The organism is Thalassobacter sp. 16PALIMAR09 (assembly GCF_000765485.1).
GTDB classification, from domain to species: Bacteria; Pseudomonadota; Alphaproteobacteria; order Rhodobacterales; family Rhodobacteraceae; genus Thalassobacter; species Thalassobacter stenotrophicus.
On the sequence record NZ_JHAK01000002.1, the window covers coordinates 297646 to 321143 of the forward strand.

26 protein-coding genes are annotated in these 23498 nt (G+C 60.0%); 23 read left to right on the plus strand and 3 right to left on the minus strand.

Annotated features, from left to right (window positions below; genetic code table 11):
• Window positions 1-40 precede the first annotated feature (40 nt).
• From PM04_RS05365 to PM04_RS05380, 4 genes are all read left to right on the plus strand, one after another.
• A complete protein-coding gene (locus PM04_RS05365) occupies window positions 41-1270 on the plus strand; it encodes an MFS transporter (RefSeq protein WP_038004413.1) in 1230 nt (409 codons plus the stop codon).
• A 39-nt stretch (window positions 1271-1309) separates the two neighbouring features.
• The gene (gene msrA, locus PM04_RS05370) at window positions 1310-1960 is read left to right on the plus strand and encodes a peptide-methionine (S)-S-oxide reductase MsrA (RefSeq protein ID WP_038004414.1); all 651 of its coding nucleotides are present in this window, start codon (window positions 1310-1312) and stop codon (window positions 1958-1960) included.
• Window positions 1961-2007: 47 nt separating this feature from the next.
• The gene (locus tag PM04_RS05375; protein ID WP_038004416.1) at window positions 2008-2895 is read left to right on the plus strand and encodes a 50S ribosomal protein L11 methyltransferase; all 888 of its coding nucleotides are present in this window, start codon (window positions 2008-2010) and stop codon (window positions 2893-2895) included.
• A 76-nt stretch (window positions 2896-2971) separates the two neighbouring features.
• Window positions 2972-3352, plus strand: coding sequence for a hypothetical protein (locus PM04_RS05380; RefSeq protein WP_038004417.1), 381 nt, complete (start codon window positions 2972-2974; stop codon window positions 3350-3352).
• An 83-nt stretch (window positions 3353-3435) separates the two neighbouring features.
• On the opposite strand, the gene PM04_RS05385 is transcribed toward PM04_RS05380, so the two are convergent.
• Window positions 3436-3624, minus strand: coding sequence for a DUF1127 domain-containing protein (locus tag PM04_RS05385; protein ID WP_038004419.1), 189 nt, complete (start codon window positions 3622-3624; stop codon window positions 3436-3438).
• A gap of 328 nt (window positions 3625-3952) precedes the next feature.
• Here PM04_RS05385 and ruvC point away from each other — a divergent pair, with 328 nt between their 5' ends.
• The 16 genes from ruvC to folD all read left to right on the plus strand — a co-directional run bounded on the left by ruvC (window position 3953) and on the right by folD (window position 19395).
• Window positions 3953-4459 carry a crossover junction endodeoxyribonuclease RuvC gene (ruvC, locus tag PM04_RS05390; protein WP_038004420.1) on the plus strand — a complete coding sequence of 169 codons (507 nt, stop codon included), beginning with the start codon at window positions 3953-3955 and terminating at the stop codon, window positions 4457-4459.
• The gene (gene ruvA, locus PM04_RS05395) at window positions 4456-5100 is read left to right on the plus strand and encodes a Holliday junction branch migration protein RuvA (protein WP_038004421.1); all 645 of its coding nucleotides are present in this window, start codon (window positions 4456-4458) and stop codon (window positions 5098-5100) included. The genes ruvC and ruvA overlap by 4 nt, the downstream gene beginning before the upstream one ends.
• Window positions 5101-5103: 3 nt before the next feature.
• Window positions 5104-6120 (plus strand): Holliday junction branch migration DNA helicase RuvB, encoded by a 1017-nt coding sequence (gene ruvB, locus PM04_RS05400; protein ID WP_038004423.1) that lies wholly within the window; start codon window positions 5104-5106, stop codon window positions 6118-6120.
• A 77-nt stretch (window positions 6121-6197) separates the two neighbouring features.
• Window positions 6198-6827, plus strand: coding sequence for a hypothetical protein (locus PM04_RS05405; RefSeq protein ID WP_038004425.1), 630 nt, complete (start codon window positions 6198-6200; stop codon window positions 6825-6827).
• Window positions 6824-7228 carry a tol-pal system-associated acyl-CoA thioesterase gene (gene ybgC / locus PM04_RS05410; protein WP_234702810.1) on the plus strand — a complete coding sequence of 135 codons (405 nt, stop codon included), beginning with the start codon at window positions 6824-6826 and terminating at the stop codon, window positions 7226-7228. The genes PM04_RS05405 and ybgC overlap by 4 nt, the downstream gene beginning before the upstream one ends.
• Before the next feature lie 93 nt (window positions 7229-7321).
• Window positions 7322-8020: a protein TolQ gene (gene tolQ, locus PM04_RS05415; RefSeq protein ID WP_038004427.1), complete on the plus strand. Its 699-nt coding sequence runs from the start codon at window positions 7322-7324 to the stop codon at window positions 8018-8020.
• A gap of 3 nt (window positions 8021-8023) precedes the next feature.
• Entirely contained in the window at window positions 8024-8500 is a 477-nt protein-coding gene (gene tolR / locus PM04_RS05420; RefSeq protein ID WP_038004428.1) for a protein TolR, read from the plus strand.
• Between the two features lie 6 nt (window positions 8501-8506).
• On the plus strand, window positions 8507-9640 hold the full coding sequence (locus PM04_RS05425) for a hypothetical protein (RefSeq protein ID WP_052068209.1): 1134 nt from the start codon (window positions 8507-8509) through the stop codon (window positions 9638-9640).
• A 1-nt stretch (window position 9641) separates the two neighbouring features.
• Window positions 9642-10964 (plus strand): Tol-Pal system beta propeller repeat protein TolB, encoded by a 1323-nt coding sequence (tolB, locus tag PM04_RS05430; RefSeq protein ID WP_038004430.1) that lies wholly within the window; start codon window positions 9642-9644, stop codon window positions 10962-10964.
• A gap of 65 nt (window positions 10965-11029) precedes the next feature.
• Window positions 11030-11560 carry a peptidoglycan-associated lipoprotein Pal gene (gene pal / locus PM04_RS05435; RefSeq protein WP_038004432.1) on the plus strand — a complete coding sequence of 177 codons (531 nt, stop codon included), beginning with the start codon at window positions 11030-11032 and terminating at the stop codon, window positions 11558-11560.
• Window positions 11561-11563: 3 nt separating this feature from the next.
• The gene (locus tag PM04_RS05440; protein WP_038004433.1) at window positions 11564-12421 is read left to right on the plus strand and encodes a tetratricopeptide repeat protein; all 858 of its coding nucleotides are present in this window, start codon (window positions 11564-11566) and stop codon (window positions 12419-12421) included.
• Window positions 12418-13620 (plus strand): tRNA lysidine(34) synthetase TilS, encoded by a 1203-nt coding sequence (gene tilS / locus PM04_RS05445; protein ID WP_052068210.1) that lies wholly within the window; start codon window positions 12418-12420, stop codon window positions 13618-13620. Before PM04_RS05440 ends, tilS begins: the two co-directional genes overlap by 4 nt.
• A gap of 76 nt (window positions 13621-13696) precedes the next feature.
• Window positions 13697-15610, plus strand: a complete 1914-nt coding sequence (gene ftsH, locus PM04_RS05450) for an ATP-dependent zinc metalloprotease FtsH (RefSeq protein ID WP_038004435.1) — start codon at window positions 13697-13699, stop codon at window positions 15608-15610.
• A gap of 105 nt (window positions 15611-15715) precedes the next feature.
• Window positions 15716-16303 (plus strand): MOSC domain-containing protein, encoded by a 588-nt coding sequence (locus PM04_RS05455; RefSeq protein ID WP_038004438.1) that lies wholly within the window; start codon window positions 15716-15718, stop codon window positions 16301-16303.
• 325 nt (window positions 16304-16628) lie between these two features.
• On the plus strand, window positions 16629-18305 hold the full coding sequence (locus tag PM04_RS05460; protein WP_038004441.1) for a formate--tetrahydrofolate ligase: 1677 nt from the start codon (window positions 16629-16631) through the stop codon (window positions 18303-18305).
• Window positions 18306-18495: 190 nt separating this feature from the next.
• Window positions 18496-19395, plus strand: a complete 900-nt coding sequence (gene folD, locus PM04_RS05465; protein ID WP_038004443.1) for a bifunctional methylenetetrahydrofolate dehydrogenase/methenyltetrahydrofolate cyclohydrolase FolD — start codon at window positions 18496-18498, stop codon at window positions 19393-19395.
• Here folD and pdeM read toward each other — a convergent pair.
• Both pdeM and PM04_RS05475 read right to left on the minus strand, forming a co-directional pair.
• A complete protein-coding gene (pdeM, locus tag PM04_RS05470) occupies window positions 19392-20102 on the minus strand; it encodes a ligase-associated DNA damage response endonuclease PdeM (protein WP_038004445.1) in 711 nt (236 codons plus the stop codon). The genes folD and pdeM overlap by 4 nt on opposite strands.
• A gap of 48 nt (window positions 20103-20150) precedes the next feature.
• Entirely contained in the window at window positions 20151-20399 is a 249-nt protein-coding gene (locus PM04_RS05475; RefSeq protein WP_038004448.1) for an accessory factor UbiK family protein, read from the minus strand.
• A gap of 114 nt (window positions 20400-20513) precedes the next feature.
• On the opposite strand from PM04_RS05475, the gene lgt reads away from it, so the two are divergent.
• From lgt to pgeF, 3 genes are read left to right on the plus strand one after another with little or no spacing between them, the layout of a single operon-like run.
• Window positions 20514-21374 (plus strand): prolipoprotein diacylglyceryl transferase, encoded by an 861-nt coding sequence (gene lgt, locus PM04_RS05480; RefSeq protein WP_038005131.1) that lies wholly within the window; start codon window positions 20514-20516, stop codon window positions 21372-21374.
• Complete coding sequence (locus PM04_RS05485) at window positions 21371-22423, plus strand: class I SAM-dependent methyltransferase (protein ID WP_038005132.1); 1053 nt, start codon at window positions 21371-21373, stop codon at window positions 22421-22423. Before lgt ends, PM04_RS05485 begins: the two co-directional genes overlap by 4 nt.
• A gap of 16 nt (window positions 22424-22439) precedes the next feature.
• Window positions 22440-23189: a peptidoglycan editing factor PgeF gene (gene pgeF / locus PM04_RS05490; RefSeq protein WP_038004450.1), complete on the plus strand. Its 750-nt coding sequence runs from the start codon at window positions 22440-22442 to the stop codon at window positions 23187-23189.
• Window positions 23190-23498: the final 309 nt, after the last annotated feature.

Genomic DNA, 23498 nt, shown 5'->3' on the forward strand with positions numbered 1-23498 from the left:
CGGGATTGCTCTGGGCGAGGCAGTGGTGTAGCGCGAGTGGGTGAAAACTGTACACCTCTCTGAGACGCGCGACTGGCCTTTGTGGCGGCGCCCTGTGGCTTTGCTGGCTTTGATGGCCGCGGCTATGCCGATTGCTTTTGCGACTTGGTCGGCGCTGTTGAACAACTTTGTCATTGAGATGGCCGGGTTTGATGGTGCGGACATTGGGTGGCTGCATACGGTACGTGAGATCCCGGGCTTTTTGGCCATTGGGGTGATTTTCATTATCATCTTTATGCGCGAGCAAGTGTTGGCGTTGGTGTCGCTGGTTTTGTTGGGGTTTGCGACCGTGATAACTGCGCAGTTTCCATCGTTGGGTGGGTTGTTGTTTGTGACGCTCTTGTCGTCCATCGGGTTTCATTACTACGAAACCGCCAACCAATCGTTGCAGTTGCAATGGATCGACAAGGCGCGCGCTCCGCAAGTGTTGGGCATTTTGATGGCTGTGGGGTCGGGGGCTACGTTGCTGGCGTATGGCGCGATTGTGCTGACGTGGCGGGCGTTCGATCTGAGCTATGATCTGGTATATTGGGTCGCGGGATCGATCACTGTGGCCATGGCGCTGTTTGCGTTTTGGGCGTTTCCGCAGTTTGAGAGCCCCAACCCGCAGACCAAGAAGATGGTCCTGCGTAAGCGTTATTGGCTGTATTACCTGTTGCAGTTCATGTCCGGTGCGCGGCGGCAGATTTTCGTGGTCTTTGCAGGCTTTATGATGGTCGAGAAGTTCGGCTTTTCGGTGAGCGATATCACGTCCCTGTTCATGGCCACGCTCGTGGTGAACATGATCGTGGCGCCCCAGTTGGGCCGGGCTGTCGCATATTTTGGCGAACGGGCTGCTTTGATCGTCGAGTATGCCGGGTTGTTCGGGATTTTTGCTTTCTACATTGGGTTATATTTGTTCGATTGGTCGGCCACGGTAGCGGCGGCTTTGTACATCTTGAACAACATCTTTTTCAGCCTCGCGCTGGCGATTAAGACATACTTTCAAAAGATCGCGGACCCCGGGGATATCGCGCCCACGGCGGCAGTGGCCTTTACGATCAACCATATCGCGGCGGTGTTTTTGCCTGCATCGCTGGGGTACCTTTGGTTGGTATCGCCGATTTCGGTATTTGTCGCGGCGGCGTGTATGGCGTTGGTGTCGCTTGGGCTGTCGTGTTTGATCCCGCGCCATCCTGAACCTGGGAATGAGACCGTGATCACGCGGCCTATCCCTAGTCCTGCGGAGTAAAGCGCCCTATATCAAGCGAAAGCCAGATGGAGGTGCTGCATGTTTCTGTTCCAACGTAAGAAAGCCGAGATGGTTGCGCGCAGTGCAGCCTTGCCCGGTCGTCAGACAGCCATTCCTACGGCGCAGACCCACTTTGTGAACGGCAATCCGCTATTGGGTCCCGTGCCTGATGGCATGGAAGAGGCCATGTTTGGCATGGGCTGTTTCTGGGGCGTTGAGCGGATGTTTTGGCAGCTGGATGGCGTCTATGTCACGCTGGTGGGGTATGCGGGTGGCTATACCCCGAATGCCACATACGATGAGGTGTGTTCGGGCCAGACAGGTCACAATGAGGTGGTGCGTGTGGTCTATGATCCTGCGGTCATCAGCTATGAAGATCTGCTGCGGGTCTTTTGGGAAGGGCATGACCCGACGCAGGGGATGCGCCAGGGCAACGATATGGGCACGCAGTACCGCAGCGGTATCTATGCTTATTCCGATGCGCAAAAGACAGCGGCTGAGGCATCAAAGCTCGCGTTCGCGCCACGGCTTTTGTCTGCGGGCTATGGTGCCATCACCACCGAGATCATCGATGCACCTGCGTTCTACCACGCGGAGGACTATCATCAGCAGTACCTTGCCAAGAACCCGGACGGCTATTGCGGGATTGGCGGGACGGGCGTGACCTGTCCCATTGGTGTGGGCGTCTAGACAGCCGCCGCAGGGCCGGGTAGGCGGGGTGCAAAGGAGCCCCCGCTATGACCGAAACGACCTTTACTGCCTTTACGACACTTTCTGGCAAAGCGCCCGCCGAAGCTTTGGGCGAAGCGTTGGAGGATATCGATCCGGCGCCTTACGGCGTGGGCGTGTTTGAGGTCGAGGACGGCTCGGGCACGTGGGAGGTCGGGTCCTATTTCCTTGAGCGTCCGGATGCGGTGGCCTTGGCGCTATTGGCGGCAGCGCATGGCGCGGCGGATTTCGTAGTGTCTGAGTTGCCGGATACGGACTGGGTCGCACATGTACGCCGCGAATTGCACCCGGTTGAGGCGGGTCGGTTTTTTGTACACGGCGGGCATGACACCGAGGCGTTGCCTGAGGATCGCATTGGCCTGCTGATTGAGGCCGCGATGGCCTTTGGCACTGGACACCATGGCACAACGCACGGCTGTCTTCTGGCGTTTGAGCGTCTGTTGCAGGCGGGCTTTGGTCCTGGAAAAGTGGCGGACATTGGGTGCGGTACAGCGGTTCTGGCGATGGCTGCGGCCAAGGTTTGGTCCGCCGATGAGGCTGGCACGGTCTATGCCAGCGACATGGACCCAACGGCCGTGGATGTGGCGCGTGTGAATGCGGACGTCAACGGGTTGGGCGACCGGATCGAATGCCTAGAGGCTGCGGGCTTTGACCACCCGACGCTGGCCGAGGTGGGTCCCTTTGATCTGGTGTTTGCCAATATCCTGATGGGACCCCTGCTGGAATTAGCCCCTGATATGGCAACAAACGTTTCTTTTGGTGGCTACGCTCTTTTGTCGGGTATCCTGAACGAACAGGCCGCAGACGTAATTAAGACTTATGAAACAGTGGGTTTCACGCTTGAGCATCATCACAAGACGCCCGAGTGGTCGACCCTATCGTTGAAGAGAAGCTAAAAATCGCGCCTTATTGGTGCCCCATTTCGGCTGTATTTTATCAGTGTTGGGGGTGCCAATTCATTTTGAGGTGCCGATGTATAGTCAAAATAAATCGTTTCAGCACCGTATGGCTGAGGTGGAAACGCGCAAGCGCGAAGCCGCGTCGAAACACGCTAAGGTGCTTTATAAAAAGCGGCCCGATGGGTTGCTGGTTCCTGTTGTTCTAAAAGAAGCCCGCCGTATTCCGTGGCTGCATTTGGCTTTTGTGATTGTGTGCTTGATCGGTTTGAAGGGGTTTATTTATGCCTACTTCGGGACCGATGTTTTGAATGTGCGGGTCACGGGATTGTCTCAGGGCAATTGGTCGGATCAGGTATTCGCTTTTGTGCTACAACCGGATGCCATCTCGCTGCGGGTTGCGGAATGGATGTCGGCGGTTTTGCCTTCTGGGGTTGCCGCCCCGGTCGCTGGATAAACAGCGTTCTAAAAATGCAGAACGCCGCACGAGGGTGCGGCGTTTACACGTTACAAAGGTGGGTAAACCCCTTTGCTATAGCCTCAGATCAAGGCTTCGATGTCGGCGCGTTTAAGCCCGATATCATTCAGTTCCCGGTCCGACAGACGCTCAAGAGCATCACGCGTTACGCGGCGATCATTCCAAGCCGCAATGGCTGCAATGAGAGAGATAAAGAACGTCCGAGGGCCATTTTCGGTGGCGATCGGACGGATGGTGTCGAGGGTTGCCATAAGTGCGTCCTTTCCGATCTTTCAAGTTTTTAGGTTTAAGCGAAAGCGTGGTAATTGCTTTCCATGAGCGGCAGGTATTCCGGAATTCTGATCTCAACAATTAGCAAGAATGCATGTCTCATATGCGATTTGTGCATAGGATCGTGGGGTGGTTAACGGATTTAATTGACTGCGATTTTTGGCCCAAAAAGCGTCGTTTGCGAATTGTGTTGCGTCGGTTTTGGTTTGCAATGTCGCGTTTGGCTTGGCGCGGGATTAACCTTTGTTTTTCTGGCTGCCGTCCGATCTTCGTGATAGTCCTGTAACAAACACAAAAGGCGAGAGCAGAATGCGCGTTCTAGGGGTCGATCCCGGGCTGAGGAACATGGGGTGGGGCGTGATTGAGTCGCGCGGCAGCCACTTGCGCCACATCGCCAACGGGACATGCAAAACGGATGCAAAGGATACGTTGGCCGCACGGTTGCTGAGCCTGCATGCGCAGCTGACGGATGTGATCGCGGCCTATGAGCCCGACACCGCCGCCGTGGAACAGACATTCGTGAACAAAGACGGGGCGGCGACGCTCAAGCTGGGGCAGGCGCGCGGCGTTGCGTTGTTGGTGCCAGCGCAGGCGGGCTTGGCGATTGGGGAATACTCACCCAACGCGATCAAAAAGACGGTCGTGGGCGTGGGACACGCGGACAAAGGGCAGGTGCAGGCAATGGTGCGCGTGCAATTGCCTGGTGTGACGTTCGACAGCCCCGACGCGGCAGACGCGTTGGCAATCGCGATTTGCCACTCGTTTCACGCGCAATCCTCAGGTCGACTGGAGGCCGCAATGCGGGCAGCACAATGATTGGCAAACTTACGGGTCGGGTGGACTACAAAGGCACGGATCACGTTCTGCTGGATGTGTCGGGCGTTGGATATACCGTTCATTGCTCGGATCGGACGCTGGCGAACCTGCCAGCGAAGGGCGAGGCCGCTGCACTCTATACTGAACTGTTGGTCCGCGAAGACCTACTGCAATTGTTCGGCTTTACGACTGTGTATGAGCGGGAATGGCACCGGCTGTTGATCTCGGTCCAAGGGATCGGGGCCAAGGCGTCGATGGCGATACTGGGCACACTTGGGGCCGATGGCGTGGCTCGCGCGATTGCCTTGGGTGACGCAGGCGCGATCAAGGCTGCGCCGGGTGTGGGCCCTAAGATCGCTGCGCGCGTTGTGAATGAATTAAAAGACAAGGCCCCCGGCCTGATGGCGACCGGGGCGGATACGCTGGTTGAGGCGGTGGGCGATGTCCCGGCGGCGGCGTCCGTGGCCAAGCCGCAGGCCGCACCATCCGCCCCCGGTGGTCAGGCCGAGGCATTGTCCGCGCTGACCAACCTTGGCTATGCGCCCGTTGATGCCGCCCGCGCCGTGGCGGAAGCCGCCGATGCAGGCGACACCGGCGCAATCATCAAGGCCGCGCTGCAATTGCTCGCGCCGAAGGGCTAAGCCATGACCGACCCGCTTTTGGATCCAAACCCCGCCCCCGAGGACAACGACCGCGCCCTGCGTCCGCAAGCGCTTGAGGAATTCATCGGTCAGGCCGAGGCACGCAGCAATCTGCGGATTTTCATCGAAAGCGCGCGGCGGCGCGGTGAGGCGATGGACCATGTATTGTTCCACGGCCCTCCCGGCTTGGGCAAGACGACTCTGGCGCAGATTATGGCCCGTGAGCTGGGGGTGAACTTTCGTATGACCTCTGGCCCGGTGCTGGCAAAGGCGGGCGATCTGGCAGCGATCCTGACCAACCTTGAGGCGCGCGATGTGCTGTTCATCGACGAAATTCATCGTCTGAACCCGGTGGTCGAAGAAGTGCTGTACCCCGCGATGGAGGATCACGCGCTGGACCTTGTGATCGGGGAAGGGCCGTCCGCCCGAACCGTGCGCATCGATCTGCAACCTTTCACGCTTGTCGGCGCGACGACGCGGCTTGGCTTGCTGCAAACCCCGCTGCGGGATCGGTTCGGAATCCCGACACGGTTGCAGTTCTATACCGAGGATGAATTGCATCAGATCGTTCTGCGCGGGGCACGCCTTTTGGGCTGCCCTGCTGATGATGCTGGTGCGCGCGAAATCGCAAAACGCGCGCGCGGCACCCCGCGTGTTGCGGGCCGATTGCTGCGCCGGGTCGTGGATTTTGCGGTTGTTGAGGGTGATGGCCGCGTTACCCAAGCGCTTGCGGACAACGCGTTGACCCGCCTGGGCGTGGATAACGCGGGGCTGGACGGCGCGGACCGTCGGTACCTAACCCTGATCGCAGAGCATTACATGGGCGGTCCCGTAGGCGTTGAGACAATCGCCGCCGCTCTGTCAGAAAGCCGCGACGCCCTAGAAGAGGTAGTAGAGCCGTATTTACTGCAACAAGGCATGTTGCAGCGCACCCCGCGCGGCCGGATGCTTGGCCCCCGTGCCTGGACCCATTTGGGCCTGACACCACCACGCCCCGAACCCCAAGGGGACTTGTTCTAGGGGCGAAAAATCTTCATGTAGACCCCTCGAACGGGAGGACGCAGAGGCGTCTTTCCCCCTACACTCATGGGGCCGAGATGACACCAGACGAGACAACCGCCTATTTCACCCGCGCTGATGACAGCTATTTGTTTGCCCGCTGGGGCCGGCCCATTGTGCCGATCACATTCGGCGTTTTGGATGAAACGATCGCAGTCCTAAAGGGTGCGATTGAGGCTCTGTGCGTTCTGACCGGCCACAAAATGGCCGAGACCGACCCAGAGCTGGGCGCCAACCTGATGGTGTTCTTTATCCAAAGCTGGGACGAACTGACCGAGACCCCGAATATGGACCGGCTGCTACCGGACCTAGAGCCGCTGGTCGCGCGGCTCAAGGCAGCTGACGCAAACCAATACCGCGCCTTTCGGTTTGACGAGGACGGGGGCATCAAGGCCTGTTTTTCGTTCATCTGCATGGATGATGCGTTGCGCGATGTGCCTGCCGAAACGCTGGCGCTGAACCAAATGGTGCAGGCCATGGTGTTGTGGTCCGATACGGCGTTTTTGGGGGCCTCGCCTATTGGGTTGGTCGACGGTTCGGCGGTTCTGCGGCCTGACGTGTCCAGCTTGTTGCGAGCGGCCTATGACCCGGTGATGCCAGTGATGGCGCAGGATCCGTCCCACGCACTGCGCCTTAGCGCGCGTATGGCGGCGGAGAAAGTCCAGTGAGCCTGCCGGGCCCGCATCGCTGGCCCATTCGTGTCTATTACGAGGACACCGATCTGGCCGGGATCGTGTACTACGCCAACTATCTCAAGTTCATCGAGCGCGCTCGGTCCGAGATGGTCCGCGCAGCGGGTATCGACCAAACTGCGATGAAGGCTGCGGGCCAAGTGTTCGCCGTCGCTCGGCTTGAGGCCGACTACCGCGCCCCCGCCAAATTCGATGATGAGTTGATCGTTGAAACATCTGTCACAAAGACGACCCCGGCGCGGCTTACCTTGCAGCAGGTCATAACCCGCAAAAGTACCCTAATTTTTGAGGCAAAAGTCGTGCTTGTCTGTCTGGGCTCGGACGGACGTCCCACCCGCCTGCCGCCCCAGATCACAAAACTGGCAACCACTCGCTGATTTGTGCCAAAACCTTGGCCTTTGCGCTGAAATTCTGTTACCTAATTTCTATATAAGCCGATAACGGCATCACTAGACAGGACCGAGCAGTCCATGGAAACCGAAGTTCTCGCAGCCGCGCAGGAGATTGATTTCTCTATGTGGGCGCTGTTTCTCCGCGCCACGTTTATCGTGAAGGTCGTCATGATCATGCTGATCGTGGCCTCCGTCTGGGTTTGGGCGGTTTATATTCAAAAGCTTATGCAGTTCCGCCAAGCGCGGGCTGAGACCTCCGTCTTTGATGAGGCTTTCTGGTCCGGCGAGCCGCTGGATGAGTTATATGCCAAGATCAACGGCGCACCAAAAACCGCGAATGAGCGGATTTTCGTCTCGGCCATGACTGAGTGGGAACGCAGCCACCGCAACGATGGTGGATTGATCGCAGGCGCGCAGGCGCGGATTGACCGGGCCATGGACGTGGCCATCGCCAAGGAGCGCGGTGCGCTGACCTCGGGGTTGACGTTCCTTGCGACAACCGGATCGACGGGGCCGTTCATCGGCCTGTTCGGTACGGTCTGGGGCATCAAACACGCGTTTGAAGAAATCGCCATTCAGCAAAACACCAACCTTGCCGTTGTGGCGCCGGGCATCGCTGAGGCGTTGTTGGCCACGGGGCTGGGCCTATTGGCTGCGATCCCCGCAGTGGTGTTCTTTAACCAGCTTAACCGCGATGCGGACAAGATCACGGGCGAATATGAGGCCTTTGCCGATGAGTTCGCCACGATCCTGTCGCGCCAGTTGGACGCGGCCTAGGCCATGGGCGGCGGGGTCATGCAATCGGGTGGCGGCGGGCGGCGCGGACGGCGTCGGCGCGGCGGTGGCAGTCAGCCAATGTCCGAAATCAACGTCACACCCTTTGTGGACGTGATGTTGGTGCTGCTCATCATCTTTATGGTCGCGGCACCTTTGTTGACCGCGGGTGTGCCCATCGAATTGCCCGAAACGGCGGCAGGGCCGCTGCCGGATGAACAAGAAGAACCGCTGGCCGTGACGATCGCCGCTGACGGCACCGTATTGATCCAATCCACCGAAGTGGCGCGCGAAGAACTGGTCACCCGGTTACAGGCCATTGCCGCAGAGCGCACCACCGACAAAGTGTTTCTGCGCGCCGACGGCATCGTGCCATATGCGCAGGTGATGGAGGTCATGGGTGCGCTCAATGCGGGCGGTTTCCGCAATTTGGGGCTGGTGACGGACGCGGGCGGGCCAACGCTCGACGCGGACGGACAGTGATCGCGCATGCAGATGCGCGAGGGCCTCATTGTCTCCGGGACGGTCCATGGGTTGATTGTCCTTTGGGCGATGGTGGGAGCGTGGTTGCAACCCACCCCGCCGGAAGAGCCGTTTGCCGTGACCGAAGTGAGCGTGATGACCAACGCGGAGTTTGACGCCTTGGTGTCCGACGCTCCTGCGGTCGAGGTGCCGATGCCCTCCGCGCCGATTGCGCCCCCGCCTGAGACATCTGACATCGCGACACCACAGGTTGAAACCACGCCCCGGCCCGAGGCTCCGACGCCGCAACCTGCGCCGGAGGCACCCTCTCCGCCTCAGGTCGCGATCCTGACACCGCCGCCGCGCACCGAAGTGCAGCCAGAGGCGCCCCAAGCGCCCGAGCCGCCCGCACCTCCGCCGTCGGATCCGGATGCGCCGATTTCTGATGCGCCGCCAACACCGAGGGCGGCCCCGCGCGTTGCACCTACACCTGCGCCACCCTCGCTGGCGGAAACCGCCCCTGTGGTTGAGGCCGCCCCCACGCCATCAGAGGCCGCCGATGCCCCACCGGAGGAGGCCGCCCCAGACCCCGTCGCCCCACCAGAGGCCACCACACGGATTGTCACCGAAGCGGATATTCCATCGCGCGCGCCGGAGGTTTCCTTGCGCCCGCAGCGCAAACCAAGCCGCCCCGTCGCTGTGGCCGAGGCCCCAGTTGTGGAGGAGCCGGTGGTTGAGCCGACCCCTGATCCCGCGCCAGAGCCTGAGGCCGACACGTCCTCTGGGATCGCGGGCGCGATTTCTGAGTTGCAACAAACGGTGGCCGCTGCGCCATCTCGCCCACCGCTTAGCAGTGGCGAACGGGATGGTTTCCGCGTCGCCGTGCAATCATGCTGGAACGTCGACCCCGGCGCTGTTTGGGCGCAAACGGCTGTGACGATTGCCTTTGCCCTCAACCCCGATGGCACGCCTGTTGCAAGTTCTTTGCGCATGGCTGGGTTCCAAGGTGGCTCGGAAGCGACCGCCCGACAGGCCTATGAGGCAGGTCGCCGCGCAATCCTACGCTGTGGCGCGCGGGGGTTTGACCTACCCCAAGAGAAATATGACCATTGGCAAGAGGTCGAGATGACCTTTGACCCTTCATCGATGAGGATCCGTTAATATGCTGTCCCTTCTGAGCCGTATCCTTCTAGCGCTGGCGATTTTGACTGGCCCCGCCGTGGCGCAAAGCCCCGGGCCGCTGCGCATCACCATCACCGAAGGTGTGATTGAGCCGATCCCCGTCGCGATCCCGGATTTTGTGCCGCAAAACCGGGCGTCGAACGATATGGCCCAAGATATCAGCCGAGTGATTGCGGCCAACCTGACGAACACAGGCCTGTTTCGGGAAATTCCGGCTTCGGCGCATATTTCTCGGGTGACCAGCTTTGACAGCACGGTTCCTTACAGCGACTGGAAAGCGATCAATGCACAGGCGCTGATCACGGGGGCTGTGACCGTTCAGGGTAATCGTTTGACCGTACAGTTCCGGTTGTTTGATGTGTTTTCGGATGCCCCCCTTGGGGATGGGTTGCAGTTCGTGGGTACCACAGACGGGTGGCGGCGGATGGCGCACAAAGTCTCGGACGCGGTCTATGCCCGGATCACCGGTGAGGCGGGCTATTTCGATAGCCGCGTTGTTTTCGTGTCAGAGACCGGCCCCAAGAATGATCGCCGCAAGCGTCTTGGGATTATGGACTACGACGGGGCGAATGTTTCGTTTTTGACCAGCTCGGACACTATCGTTCTGGCCCCCCGCTTTTCGCCTGACGGCGAGCAGATCCTTTATACCAGCTATGAGACCGGCTTTCCGCAGGTCTATGTGATGGATGTGGCCACCCTGCGCCGCCGTGTGATCGGTGATCAAGGCGGCGACATGAGCTTTGCGCCCCGCTTTTCACCTGATGGTCGGACGGTGGTCTACAGCCTTTCGGCGCGTGGGAACTCGGATATCTATACGCTTGATCTGCGCTCGGGGCAGTCGCGGCGCCTGACCTCTGGCCCGTCGATTGAGACTGCGCCTAGTTTCTCTCCTGACGGCCGTCAAATTGTGTTTGAGAGCGACCGCTCTGGCAGTCCGCAAATTTATATCATGTCCGCTACGGGGGGCAGCGCGCAGCGGGTCAGCCAAGGCCGCGGACGCTATGGCACGCCCGTGTGGTCCCCGCGCGGTGACTTAATCGCCTTTACCAAGCAAAATGCTGGCCGGTTCCATATTGGCGTGATGCGCACCAACGGGACTGAGGAACGGCTTCTCACGGGGGCGTTCCTTGACGAAGGCCCAACGTGGTCGCCCAATGGGCGTGTTATCATGTTCACCCGCGAAAGCCGTGGCGCGCAGGGTGCGCCTGCTTTGTACTCTGTCGATATTTCGGGGCGTAACCTGCAACGCGTCCCGACCCCCAATGCTGCAAGCGACCCCGCATGGGGTCCGCTTTTGCCCTAAGCCATGTTATACTCATCACTGCGGGAACGAGCTGCCCGCATGTGCCCACAAGAAGGACGTTTGAAATGACCCTCCGCACTCCCATTATGTTGCTGGCCGCCCTCGCGCTGTCGGCGTGTACCAGCAATCCGTTCCTTGGTGACGGCGGCGGCTTTGGCGGCTCCGGCAGCGATGGCGCGCTGGGCAGCAATGGCCAGATTGTGCCCGGCTCGGTGGATGATCCGACCTCGCCTGCGTATTTTCAACAAGCCGTCGGTGACCGCGTGCTGTTTGCCGTGGATCAAAGCACCATCGATGAGGCTGCTCGCGCCACGTTGACCGGCCAAGCGGATTTCTTGGCCCGCAACCCGGAATACACCGCCCTGATCGAAGGCCACGCCGATGAACAGGGCACGCGGGAATACAACCTTGCGCTCGGCGCACGCCGGGCGGCATCGGTACGTGACTATCTGGTGAGCCAAGGCATCGCGGATGCCCGCCTGCGCACCGTTACTTATGGCAAGGAACGCCCGATTGAGCTGTGCTCAACCGAAGCCTGCTATAGTCAAAACCGCCGGTCGGTCACGGTCTTGGGTGCCGCCGGTCTGGGGAGCTAACTTATGAAATTGCCTGCACTTTTACTGTGGTCGCCAGTGGCCTTTGTTCTCGCCTTCGCCGCGCCGATGTCTGCGCAGCAAACGCAGGAACAGACGCTGGCGGATATCCGGCAGGAACTGACGGTTCTGTTCGTAGAAGTGCAGCGGTTGCGCACACAGCTTTCGACCACAAGTGCGCCGGGGGCGGTTGTCTCTGGCGACACGGTTCTTGAGCGGCTCGATGCGATTGAACAGGAAATGCGCCGCCTGACGGCCATTACCGAAAACCTTGAGCTGCGCGTGCAGCGGGTGGTTGCAGATGGCACAAACAAGGTCGGTGATCTTGAGTTTCGCTTGTGTGAACTGGAGGCAGCCTGCGATATCGGCTCACTCGGTGAAACGCCGAAACTGGGTGGTGATCTGACAGATGCGGTGGCGACTGACCCCGCGATCAATCCGACACTTGCACCCGGCCCCGAGGCTGATGGTGAGCAGTTTGCCGTAGGTGAGCAAGGCGATTTCGCCCGTGCGCGCGATGCATTTGAGGCCGGGGATTATGCTTCCGCTGCGGACCAGCTACAGGCGTTTTCTCAGACGTATCCCGGTGGCCCGCTGACGTTGGATGCGTTCTTGTTGCGCGGCGACGCGCTGAGCCAAATGGGAGAGTGGCAGCCCGCCGCCCGCGCCTATTTGGACAGTTTCAACCTAGCGCCCAACGGCCCCGAAGCGCCTGGTGCTTTGCTGAAACTTGGTCGCGCGTTGGATATGATCGGCCAACCGGGTGAGGCGTGCTTGATGCTGGCCGAGGTCGGTATCCGCTTTCCGGGGGCGGCCGAGGTAGCTGAGGCTGAGGCCGCACTGGCGACGCTTGGCTGCTCGTGACGCTGGAGGCCCGCGCCGCAGAGGCTATTAGAACGCTTTGCCCCGAGGGTGCGGTCGCCGTGGCGTGTTCCGGCGGGGGTGATTCGATTGCAACGTTGCATTTGGCCGTGCGTGCCTTGGGGCCGGCGCGTGTCACAGGCTTAAGCGTTAACCATAATTTGCGCCCCGAAGCGGCCGATGAAATTATGCTGGTCGCTCGGCATTGCGCGGCCCTTGGGGTCGAGCATCAGGTGTTAGATTGGCATTGGTCAGGTGTTGGCAATGTCCAAGCCGCCGCGCGTGAGGGGCGCCATAGCGTCCTGCTGGCGGCCACCTCGGGCACGATCCTTATGGGGCACACTGCGGATGATCAGGCCGAAACGGTGCTGCTGCGGCTTGCGCGTGGCTCTGGCGTGGATGGCTTGGCGGGGATTAGGCCTGTGTCTGGCCGAGTGATCCGACCGCTGCTTGGTGAAACCCGGGCGGATTTGCGCGATTGGTTGCGGGCTGAGGGGTTGGATTGGGTGGATGATCCATCGAATGAGGACCCCCGGTTTGATCGCATTCGCGCCCGCAAAATGGCAGATGCGCTGGCGGACTTGGGCCTCAGCCGGGCGCGGCTTCTACAAACTGCCGAACTGATGCAAGACGAGGCTGACGTTTTGGCCTATGCGTCGCTCAACTGGGCTAAGGCCCATGTGCGGGCAGAGGCGGGCGACCTGTTGATCGATGCATCTGCTGCGCGCGCGGCCCCTTCCGCGTTGGTCTCACGCATTTTGGCGGCTGCGGTACAATGGATGTCAGCGAGCCCCTATAAACCCCGCAGGCAGGCCACGCAAAACTGGCTGGATCAGGCCACGTCGCAGGGCAGCGCGCCGTTGGGGGGCGTGTCGATGACCGTCCAAGGCGAAACGTTGCGGTTGAGCCGAGAACTGCACGCGGCAAACAGGTGTGAGAAGTCATCTTTGAGCGGACTGTGGGACCATCGCTGGCAAATCACCGGTCCCGCCAAGGCAGGCGCGCTGCGGATTGTGGCCTTGGGCGATCATCTGCGCGATTGCCCCGCGTGGCGCACAACTGGATTGCCACGCCGATCCCTCGTGTCCACGCCCGCAATTTTCGTCGATGACGCTCTTGTGGCGGCGCCTTTGGCAGGGCTGACAGGCGATTGGGACGCTTTTATCCCCATCTCATTCATCACATTCCTCGAATCCCGTTGAAGTTCGCCCCATCACGTTTATCTTTAGGGCAACTGGTGTGACCCTCCCGTCGCGCCACACTTGAAGGAGTATCCCCTTGGGTAACGCGAGAAATATCGCCTTTTGGGTCGTTCTGTTCGTCCTGATCCTGTCTTTGTTCAACCTGTTCTCGGGTGGCCAGTCGTCGTCCAATGCCCGCGCAGCAGCCTATTCGGACTTTATCGCGCAAGTCGAAGGCGGCGGAGTGAACTCCGTGACGTTGGACGGCGAGCGTATTTTGTTCCGCGGCGCGGATGGCCAACAGCAAGTGACCATCAAACCCGCTGATGTAGACGTGACCCAAACGCTTTTGGATAACGAAGTCATCATCCGCGCAGAGCCGCAGGAACAGTCTGGATTTATGTCCGCGATCTCCCTCTGGTTGCCGTTTCTCGTGCTGATCGGCATCTGGATTTTCTTCATGAACCGGATGCAGGGCGGCGGCAAAGGTGGGGCAATGGGCTTTGGTAAATCCAAGGCCAAACTGCTCACCGAAAAACAAGGCCGCGTGACATTTGACGATGTGGCGGGCATTGATGAGGCCAAAGATGATCTCGAAGAGATCGTTGAGTTCCTCAGAAATCCTCAGAAATTCAGCCGGTTGGGTGGTAAGATCCCCAAGGGTGCGCTGCTTGTGGGCCCTCCCGGTACGGGTAAGACGCTGCTCGCACGGGCCGTGGCAGGTGAGGCGGGTGTGCCGTTCTTCACCATCTCGGGTTCTGATTTTGTTGAGATGTTTGTGGGTGTGGGTGCCTCCCGTGTCCGCGACATGTTCGAGCAGGCGAAGAAGAACGCGCCTTGCATCGTGTTCATCGATGAGATCGACGCCGTGGGCCGGTCCCGTGGCGCTGGCTACGGTGGCGGCAACGATGAGCGGGAGCAAACGCTGAACCAGCTTCTGGTTGAGATGGACGGTTTTGAGGCCAACGAAGGCATCATTATCGTGGCCGCGACCAACCGCCCTGACGTTCTGGACCCCGCGCTGCTGCGTCCGGGTCGGTTTGACCGTCAGGTGCAAGTGCCCAATCCCGACATCAAAGGCCGTGAGAAAATCCTTGGTGTCCACGCGCGCAAAGTGCCGCTTGGCCCCGACGTGGACCTGCGCATCATTGCACGCGGCACGCCCGGGTTTTCGGGTGCTGATCTGGCCAACCTTGTGAACGAATCAGCTCTGATGGCTGCGCGTGTTGGTCGTCGCTTTGTAACAATGGAGGATTTCGAATCCGCCAAGGACAAAGTGATGATGGGTGCGGAGCGGCGCTCGATGGTCATGACCGAGGATGAAAAGGCGCTGACCGCGTATCACGAAGCGGGCCACGCGGTGGTCGGCCTTTATGTGCCCGATCACGACCCGATCCACAAAGCGACGATCATCCCGCGCGGTCGTGCGCTGGGTCTGGTGCTGTCATTGCCTGAGCGTGATCAGCTGTCGGTGAGCAAGCAAAAGTATACCTCCAAGATTGCGATGGCGATGGGTGGTAAGGTTGCAGAAGAACTGAAGTTTGGCCCCGAGAATGTGACCTCGGGTGCGACCTCGGATATTCAGCAATCGTCCAAAATTGCCCGCGCGATGGTCACCCAGTTCGGTTTTGCCGAAGAGTTGGGCCACGTGGACTATGCGAATGAGCAGCAGTCCTATCTGGGTAACTACGGCGGTGGCACGAACCACAGCCAAGCGACCCAACAGATCATCGACAAGAAGGTCAAAGAGATCATCGACACCGGCTATGAGACAGCCAAGCGCATCCTCACGGAAAAGCGGGACGAGTGGGAAAACCTCGCTCAGGGCTTGCTGGAGTATGAAACGCTGACGGGGCCTGAGATCAAAAAGGTCATGCGCGGCGAGCCTCTGAACCGGGGCGACGATGATGAGGATCATAACACGGGCGGGACCAGCGTTACGGCGATCCCCAAGACAAAGCCCAAGTCCAAGCCTTCGGGCGGCGACATGGAGCCTGAGCCCTCGGCCTAAAACGGTCCACTCCGTTTCTTGCACAAAACCCCCTGCGCGCTGGCGTGGGGGGTTTTTCTTTGTCTGCACGCAGGGCTAGATGGGCCGCAGCAACAGGAGACGACGATGCCCGCACTCAAACCGCTGAAACTAACCGGCCAGATTGTATGGCTTGGCCACGTCCCGGACCGGGAGGCAGCCTTGGCTTCAACTGCGCAGGACGAAATGGCCCTGTCCTTTGCTGGCCCCGTGGGAGAGGACCATGGCGGGCTGACGCGTCCTTCGTGCAGTCGGGTGATCTCTCAGTACCCCAGGGGCACCGAGATCAAGAATACGCGGCAGCTGTCTGTCGTCTCAGCCGAGGAGTTGGCGCAAATCGCAGAGGCAATGGGTGTAGATACCTTGGACCCTTGGTTGGTTGGGGCGACAATGGTCGTATCTGGTATCCCGGATTTTAGTCACCTGCCGCCATCAAGCCGATTGCAAGTCGCCAACGGCGCGACCCTGACTGTGGATATGCAAAACCGTCCCTGCCACCTGCCAGCGGCTGAGATCGACGTGCCCCACCCAGGCAAGGGCCGTGCGTTCAAGGCGGCGGCGCGGGGCCTGCGCGGCGTAACCGCGTGGGTCGAGCGTGAGGGCACGGCCCGTGTCGGCGATAGCGTTACGGTTCACGTCCCTGATCAGCGTGCATGGGCCTATACGGGCGAATAGCCTTAGGCGGTTGATGTCATAAGGCTGATCATGACGCTGCACGCCAATAGCAAAAATCCGGAATGCAGATAGAGGGTTTCAATGTTCATGGGGGCTCTCCACTTGATGAACCTGAAAATTCCTCTGAGCGGTTAACAAAGCGTTTATCGCGATACACCGTGCGCTGGGTTTCCGATCTGAAACGTCTGTTTCCTCGGTAGACGATTCCGATGCGCGTTTTGTCGGAAATGCACCACGGTGGGCACTGACGCGTCTCTATATGCCAAAGTATACATGAAGACTGTGGCGGATTTTCACGTCCACGGGTGCATGCAGGGAGAGCAGCATGAGCTATAAGACCGATATCGAGATTGCCCGCGAGGCGTCGAAGCAGCCCATCCAAGAGATCGGCGCGAAGCTGGGCATCGACACGGCGGATTTGCTGCCCTACGGCCACGACAAAGCTAAAGTGAGCCAAGCCTTCATCGAAAGCGTTAAGGACAAGCCAAACGGCAAACTGATCCTCGTGACCGCGATCAACCCAACGCCTGCGGGTGAGGGCAAGACGACCACGACCGTGGGTCTGGGCGATGGCCTGAACCGTATCGGCAAAAAAGCCGCTGTTTGTATCCGCGAAGCCTCGCTTGGGCCAAACTTTGGGATGAAGGGCGGCGCCGCTGGCGGTGGTTACGCGCAGATCGTCCCGATGGAGGACATGAACCTCCACTTCACGGGCGATTTCCACGCGATCACCTCGGCGCATTCGCTGCTAAGCGCGATGATCGACAACCACATCTACTGGGGTAATGAGCTCGAAATCGACATCCGCCGCGTCGTTTGGAAGCGCGTTGTGGACATGAACGACCGTGCGCTGCGTCAAATCACGGCGTCGCTGGGTGGTGTGGCCAACGGTTTCCCCCGCGAAGCTGGCTTTGACATCACTGTGGCCTCTGAGGTTATGGCGATCCTGTGCCTTGCAACCGATCTCGCGGATCTAGAGAAGCGTTTGGGTGATATGATCGTGGCTTACCGTCGTGACCGTACGCCCGTGTTCTGTCGCGATATCAAAGCGCAAGGCGCGATGAGCGTGCTGTTGAAGGACGCGATGCAGCCCAACTTGGTGCAGACGCTCGAAAACAACCCGGCCTTTGTGCACGGCGGCCCATTCGCCAATATCGCTCATGGCTGTAACTCGGTGATTGCAACGACCACTGCGCTCAAGACGGCGGATTACGTTGTGACTGAGGCAGGCTTTGGTGCCGACCTTGGTGCTGAGAAGTTCATGAACATTAAGTGCCGCAAAGCGGGTCTCGCACCCGATTGTGTGGTCCTTGTGGCGACAGTGCGCGCGATGAAAATGAACGGCGGTGTGGCCAAGGCTGATCTGGGCGCCGAAAACGTCGATGCGGTGAAAGCCGGTTGTGCCAACCTTGGGCGCCACATCGGTAACCTCAAAAGCTTTGGCGTACCGGTAGTTGTCGCGATCAACCACTTTGTCACGGACACGGACGCCGAAGTGCAGGCCGTCAAAGACTATGTGGTCAGCCAAGGGTCCGAGGCGATCTTGTCGCGTCACTGGGAATTGGGCTCGGAAGGGTCCGCTGAATTGGCGACACGCGTTGCGGAAATCGCGGACAGCGGCGTCAGCCAGTTTGCGCCGCTGTATGCGGACGAGTTGAGCCTGTTTGAAAAGATCGAGCGTATTGCCAAAGGCATCTACCGCGCGGACGATGTGATTGCGGACAAGAAAATCCGTGACCAACTGCGTCTTTGGGAAGAGCAGGGCTATGGCCATCTGCCGATCTGTATGGCCAAAACGCAATACAGCTTCTCAACCGATCCGACCCAACGCGGCGCGCCCACAGGCCACTCTGTGCCCGTGCGCGAAGTCCGTCTGAGCGCGGGTGCCGGGTTCGTGGTTGTTGTCTGCGGTGAGATCATGACCATGCCGGGTCTGCCCCGTGTGCCCTCCGCTGAGGCCATTCACCTGAACGACGCAGGCCAAATCGAAGGCCTGTTCTAGGGTCATAGACCATCCAAAGACCAACACCGGGCGGGTAACAAGATTAATCAGTACTCAACACATCCGCCCGGTTTCTTGGTCCATGGCGTCATATGACACATGGCTGCGATGCGCAGCGCGCCCTATGGGTTTCCACAAAGTCCGCCGCACACCCCAGTGTTGGCCAACAATATGTTAAGGAGGCGTTAACATGGCGCAGATCATCGACGGAAAAGCGTTTGCCGCCAAAGTGCGCGGGCAAGTGGCCGATCACGTGGCGCAATTGCGCGCAGATCACGGGATCAAGCCGGGCCTTGCCGTAGTTTTGGTGGGCGAAGATCCCGCAAGCCAAGTTTACGTCAAGTCCAAGGGCAAGATGACGGTTGAGGTCGGCATGACCTCGGTTGAGCATCGCCTGCCCGCAGACACCCCCGAAGACACATTGCTTAGCCTCATTGCTGAGCTGAACGCCGATGCCGAAATTCACGGCATCCTCGTGCAATTACCGCTGCCGGATCACCTCGATTCTGATCTGGTGATCAATTCGATCGACCCTGCCAAGGATGTCGATGGGTTCCATATCTCCAATGTCGGTTTGCTGGGCACAGGCCAGGACGCGATGGTGCCTTGCACGCCGCTGGGATGCCTGATGATGCTGCGTGACTATCACGGCTCGCTTAGCGGGATGGACGCCGTTGTGGTGGGGCGCTCCAACATCGTGGGCAAGCCGATGGCGCAGTTGCTGCTGGGCGATAGCTGCACAGTGACGATCGCGCACTCGCGGACCAAGGATTTGGCGGCGGTGGTCAAGCGCGCTGATATCGTGGTCGCGGCCGTTGGCCGTGCCGAAATGGTCCCCGGCGATTGGATCAAACCCGGCGCGACAGTCATAGACGTGGGCATCAACCGCATCCCGGCCCCCGAAAAGGGTGAAGGCAAAACGCGCCTCGTGGGGGATGTGCATTACGAAAGCTGCGCCGAAGTGGCCGGCGCGATCACGCCCGTTCCCGGCGGTGTAGGTCCGATGACCATCGCGTGCCTGCTGGCCAACACGTTGACAGCGTGCTGCCGTGCCAACGGCCTGCCAGCGCCTGAAGGCCTAACCGCCTAGCGCGGTTGCGCCAAGGAGGGTCGCTGGGGCGCTGTAGGTGCTGCGCCCCGCGGCATCGGGATTTCGACCATCGGCGTGCCGGTCAGGATGGCGGTGGCTCGTGGCTCCATCATCGTAGTCAACGCGGCATCGCTGGACCGGAGCCCGCCAGTATACGTGCCATAAGCCGGCAGGATCAGGCGCATTTCATCCCTTAGAAAGCATGGCCGCGATAAGCTGCGACCTTGTAGGGCCACGCGCGCCTTGGGGTGGTAATGCCCCGACACTTCGCCCCGCGCGCTGCCCGTCGCAATATGGCGAAAGATCAGGGGCGGTTCGTAAAAGGCATCCAGATGCGTGCCGCCAAGCTCAAGCGGGGCAGGATCGTGGTTGCCCGCGATCCAAACCCAGCGCCGCCCGGCCATCAGCCGCTCAATCCAGGTGCGATGTTCCTCTGACAGGGCCTGCTCTGAGTCCATGTCGTCAAAGGTATCACCCAGACACACCACAATGCGTGCGCCGGTGGTCATGATGTCATGATCGAGCCGGGTAAGGGTGTCTGTTGTTTCGTAGGGCGGCAACAAGCTGCCGCCGCGCCGTGCAATACGTTCGGACTTGCCCAAATGCAGATCCGAGACAATTAAACATTGGCGACCGTGCCACCAAAGTGCGCCCGACGGCAGGGCCGTCAGCTGCGCCTGTGCAAATTCAAAAGCGTAACCTTCCATAACGTCAACAGATACCACTTCTTGCGGAAATGGAAGAGCCGACCGCTACTACTTGTTGTTATCGCTTTCCAAAGCCTCAAGACGCGCCAAGAGTGCGGCGTTCTCTTCGCGGGCTTTCTGCGCCATGGTGCGCACGGCATCGAATTCTTCGCGTGTGACGAAATCACGGTCGGCCAGCCAGCGGTCCATCAAGGATTTCATTGCCGTCTCGGCCTCATCCTTGGCGCCCTGAGCCACGCCCATGGCGTTCGTCATCAATTGGCCGAGGTCGTCAAAGATTTTGTTGCGCGTCTGCATGGTGGCCCCTTTTGGCTATGTGCTGGCCCTTATATGGGCCGCGCGAGGCTGGCTCGCAACCTTGTTGCTGTCGCACCCGTTGACATCCGGCGGCGGGCGGCTGATCCATCGACTATGTTAGCTGCTATTCCCTTCCCGAACCTTTCGCCCGAGATTTTCACGCTGTCGCTGGGATCATTCGAATTTTCGCTGCGGTGGTATGCGTTGGCCTATATCGCGGGGCTGGGCTTTGCGTGGGCATTCGCGCGGTGGCTGGTGCAGCGGCCCGGGCTGTGGCCTGCGGGTCAGGCGCCTATGACCGCCGCGCAGGTTGAGGATTTCATGACATGGGCAGTTTTGGGCGTTGTACTGGGGGGGCGGCTCGGATTTGTGCTGTTCTATCAACCGGCCTACTACCTCGCGCACCCGGCTGAAATCCTGATGGTTTGGCAGGGGGGCATGGCGTTTCATGGCGGCTTCCTTGGGGTGGTTGTGGCGGCTGTCATTTTCGTGCGTCGCAATGGTTTGCCGTGGCTCAGCACAGGTGATCTGATCGCGATTTCGGTGCCGATCGGGCTGATGCTTGGGCGGCTTGCGAACTTCATCAATGCAGAACTTTGGGGCCGACCGACAGACGTGCCATGGGGCGTGATTTTTCCCGGCGCTGCGGCCCAAGCCTGTGGCGATCCATGTGTGCGCCACCCGTCGCAATTGTACCAAGCGGGGCTTGAGGGGTTCGCCCTGTTCGCCGTGCTGGTCTTGGTTGCGCTAAGGCTGCGAGGTTTTCACAAACCCGGCCTGATTATGGGGCTGTTCGTTGCCGGATACGGCGCTGCGCGGGTTATTGTCGAAGGGTTCCGCCAGCCTGATGCGCAGTTCATCACGCCGGATAATCCACTCGGGCAGGTGTTTTTGGGGCTGACAATGGGGCAGCTGCTGTCAGTGCCGATGCTATTGATCGGGGTGTCCCTTGCGAAGTGGGCAGCGCGGCGATGACCACGCCCTTGACCGATATCCTCGCCGCTCGCATCCGTGCAGACGGCCCGATTTCGATGTCGAGCTACATGGCCGAATGCCTGCTGCACCCGACCCATGGCTATTACACAACCCGCGACCCCTTTGGCGCAGCAGGTGATTTTACAACCGCGCCCGAAATCAGCCAGATGTTTGGCGAAATGCTGGGCCTGTGCATGGCGCAAGCTTGGATGGAACAGGGGCGGCCGTCGCGGTTCATCCTTGCGGAGCTTGGTCCCGGACGTGGCACCTTGATGGCCGATGTGTTGCGCGTGGGCCGAGCCGTGCCTGGCTTCGTTGAGGCCGCTCAGGTTGTGTTTGTTGAGGCATCTGAGGTGTTGCGCCGTGCGCAGGCGACCCGCGTGCCGGACGCAAAATGGGTCGACAGTGTTGATCAAATCCCCGCGGATGCGCCGCTGTTCTTATTGGCGAATGAATTCTTTGATGCGCTACCGATCCGCCAGTTCCAACGACAACAGGTCGATTGGGCCGAGGTATGTGTGGGTTTGGATGCAGATGGTACCTTGCAACTGACGCTGCGCCCCGCGCCCGGTGCCGTGCCGGGTCGGCACAGCGATACCCAGCCGGGAGGCATCGTTGAGCTGTGTCCTGCGCTGCCCGGCATCGTGGCAGAGGTTGCGGCCCGTGTGGCTGATGGTGGCTGTGCGATCATTGTGGATTATGGCGATTGGCGGTCGCTGGGTGATACGGTCCAAGCCCTGCGCGCCCACACGCCTGAACCGATCCTTGCGGCGCCCGGTGCGGCTGATCTGACGGCGCATGTAGATTTTGAAGCGATTGCGCAGGCAGCCAACGGGCAGGCCAGCGCGATGATCCCTCAGGGCGTTCTGTTAGAGCGTCTGGGCATAACGACCCGCGCCCAAACGCTGGCGAAGGGCCTGACAGGGGCTGCACTGGACGCGCATATTGCGGCGCACCGGCGCTTGACCCATCCGGATGAAATGGGTCACCTGTTCAAAGCGATTGCCCTTGGACCAAAGGGCGGTCCGTTTCCTCCGGGGTTTGTATAGTGGGCGGGGTCGTTTGATGGGGCTCGAAATCCTCAAATCTGAAGTGCTGGGTACTGTTCCGCACGGTTTTTTCACGCGCAAGGGCGGGGCTTCGTCGGGCGTGTTTCAGGGGCTGAACTGCGGCAGCGGATCATCGGACATGTCTGACGCGGTCAAGCTGAACCGCGCGCGGGTCGCGGCGGCGATGGATGTGCCGGAATTGGCGAGCGTGTATCAGGTTCACTCCGGTGATGCAGTCGCGGTCACTGGGTCGGGCCGCGCGGCGGGCGAGGCGGACGGGATCGTCACCGCGACACCGGGTGTCGCCCTGTCGATCCTAACTGCCGACTGCCAGCCCGTGTTGTTCCACGACCCAAAGGCCCGTGTGATCGGCGCAGCCCACGCCGGGTGGAAAGGCGCTATCGGCGGTGTGCTGGAGGCAACTGTGGCACAAATGGAGGCTCTGGGCGCGACGGTTGGCAATATCCGCGCGGCCATTGGCCCCTCAATCAGCCAGCCCGCCTATGAAGTCGGTCCCGAGTTTCTTGATCGCTTCGTGGAACAGGCTCCTGAGGCCGCAACATTCTTTGCCAAGGGCGTGGGGGAGAAGTACCTCTTTGACCTGCCTGGGTACGGGCTGTCGCGGTTAAATGCGCTTGGTGTGGCGGCTGCGGAATGGACCCAGCATTGCACCTATTCGGACCCCTCGAGGTTCTTTTCCTATCGGCGCGCCACCCATGAGGGTGAGGCGGATTATGGGCGATTGATCTCAGTGATTCGGCTGTAGCGGCGCGATTTTTCTCCAGTATTGACACAAAACCGTCGTTAACGTTTGTTAATGCTGACGGCGAAACAGTGGACCGCTTATGCAGCGCATTCTCGGGAAAAGTATTGCGAGACGGTCCAATGCGCATAATTTTAAAGCTACAAGGCCCTCCCCTGTAGGGAGAGCGTTTCGGGCGGTGGGGATCGCCCGGGGCATACCGAGGCCCAGACATGGAAGCGAAATCCAAGGGCTTGGGGAATTTAGCGAGGGGCGTCGTGCCGTTGCGCGGCTGCTCGTAAAAAGTAATTTTTATGAAGTAACACGGGCACG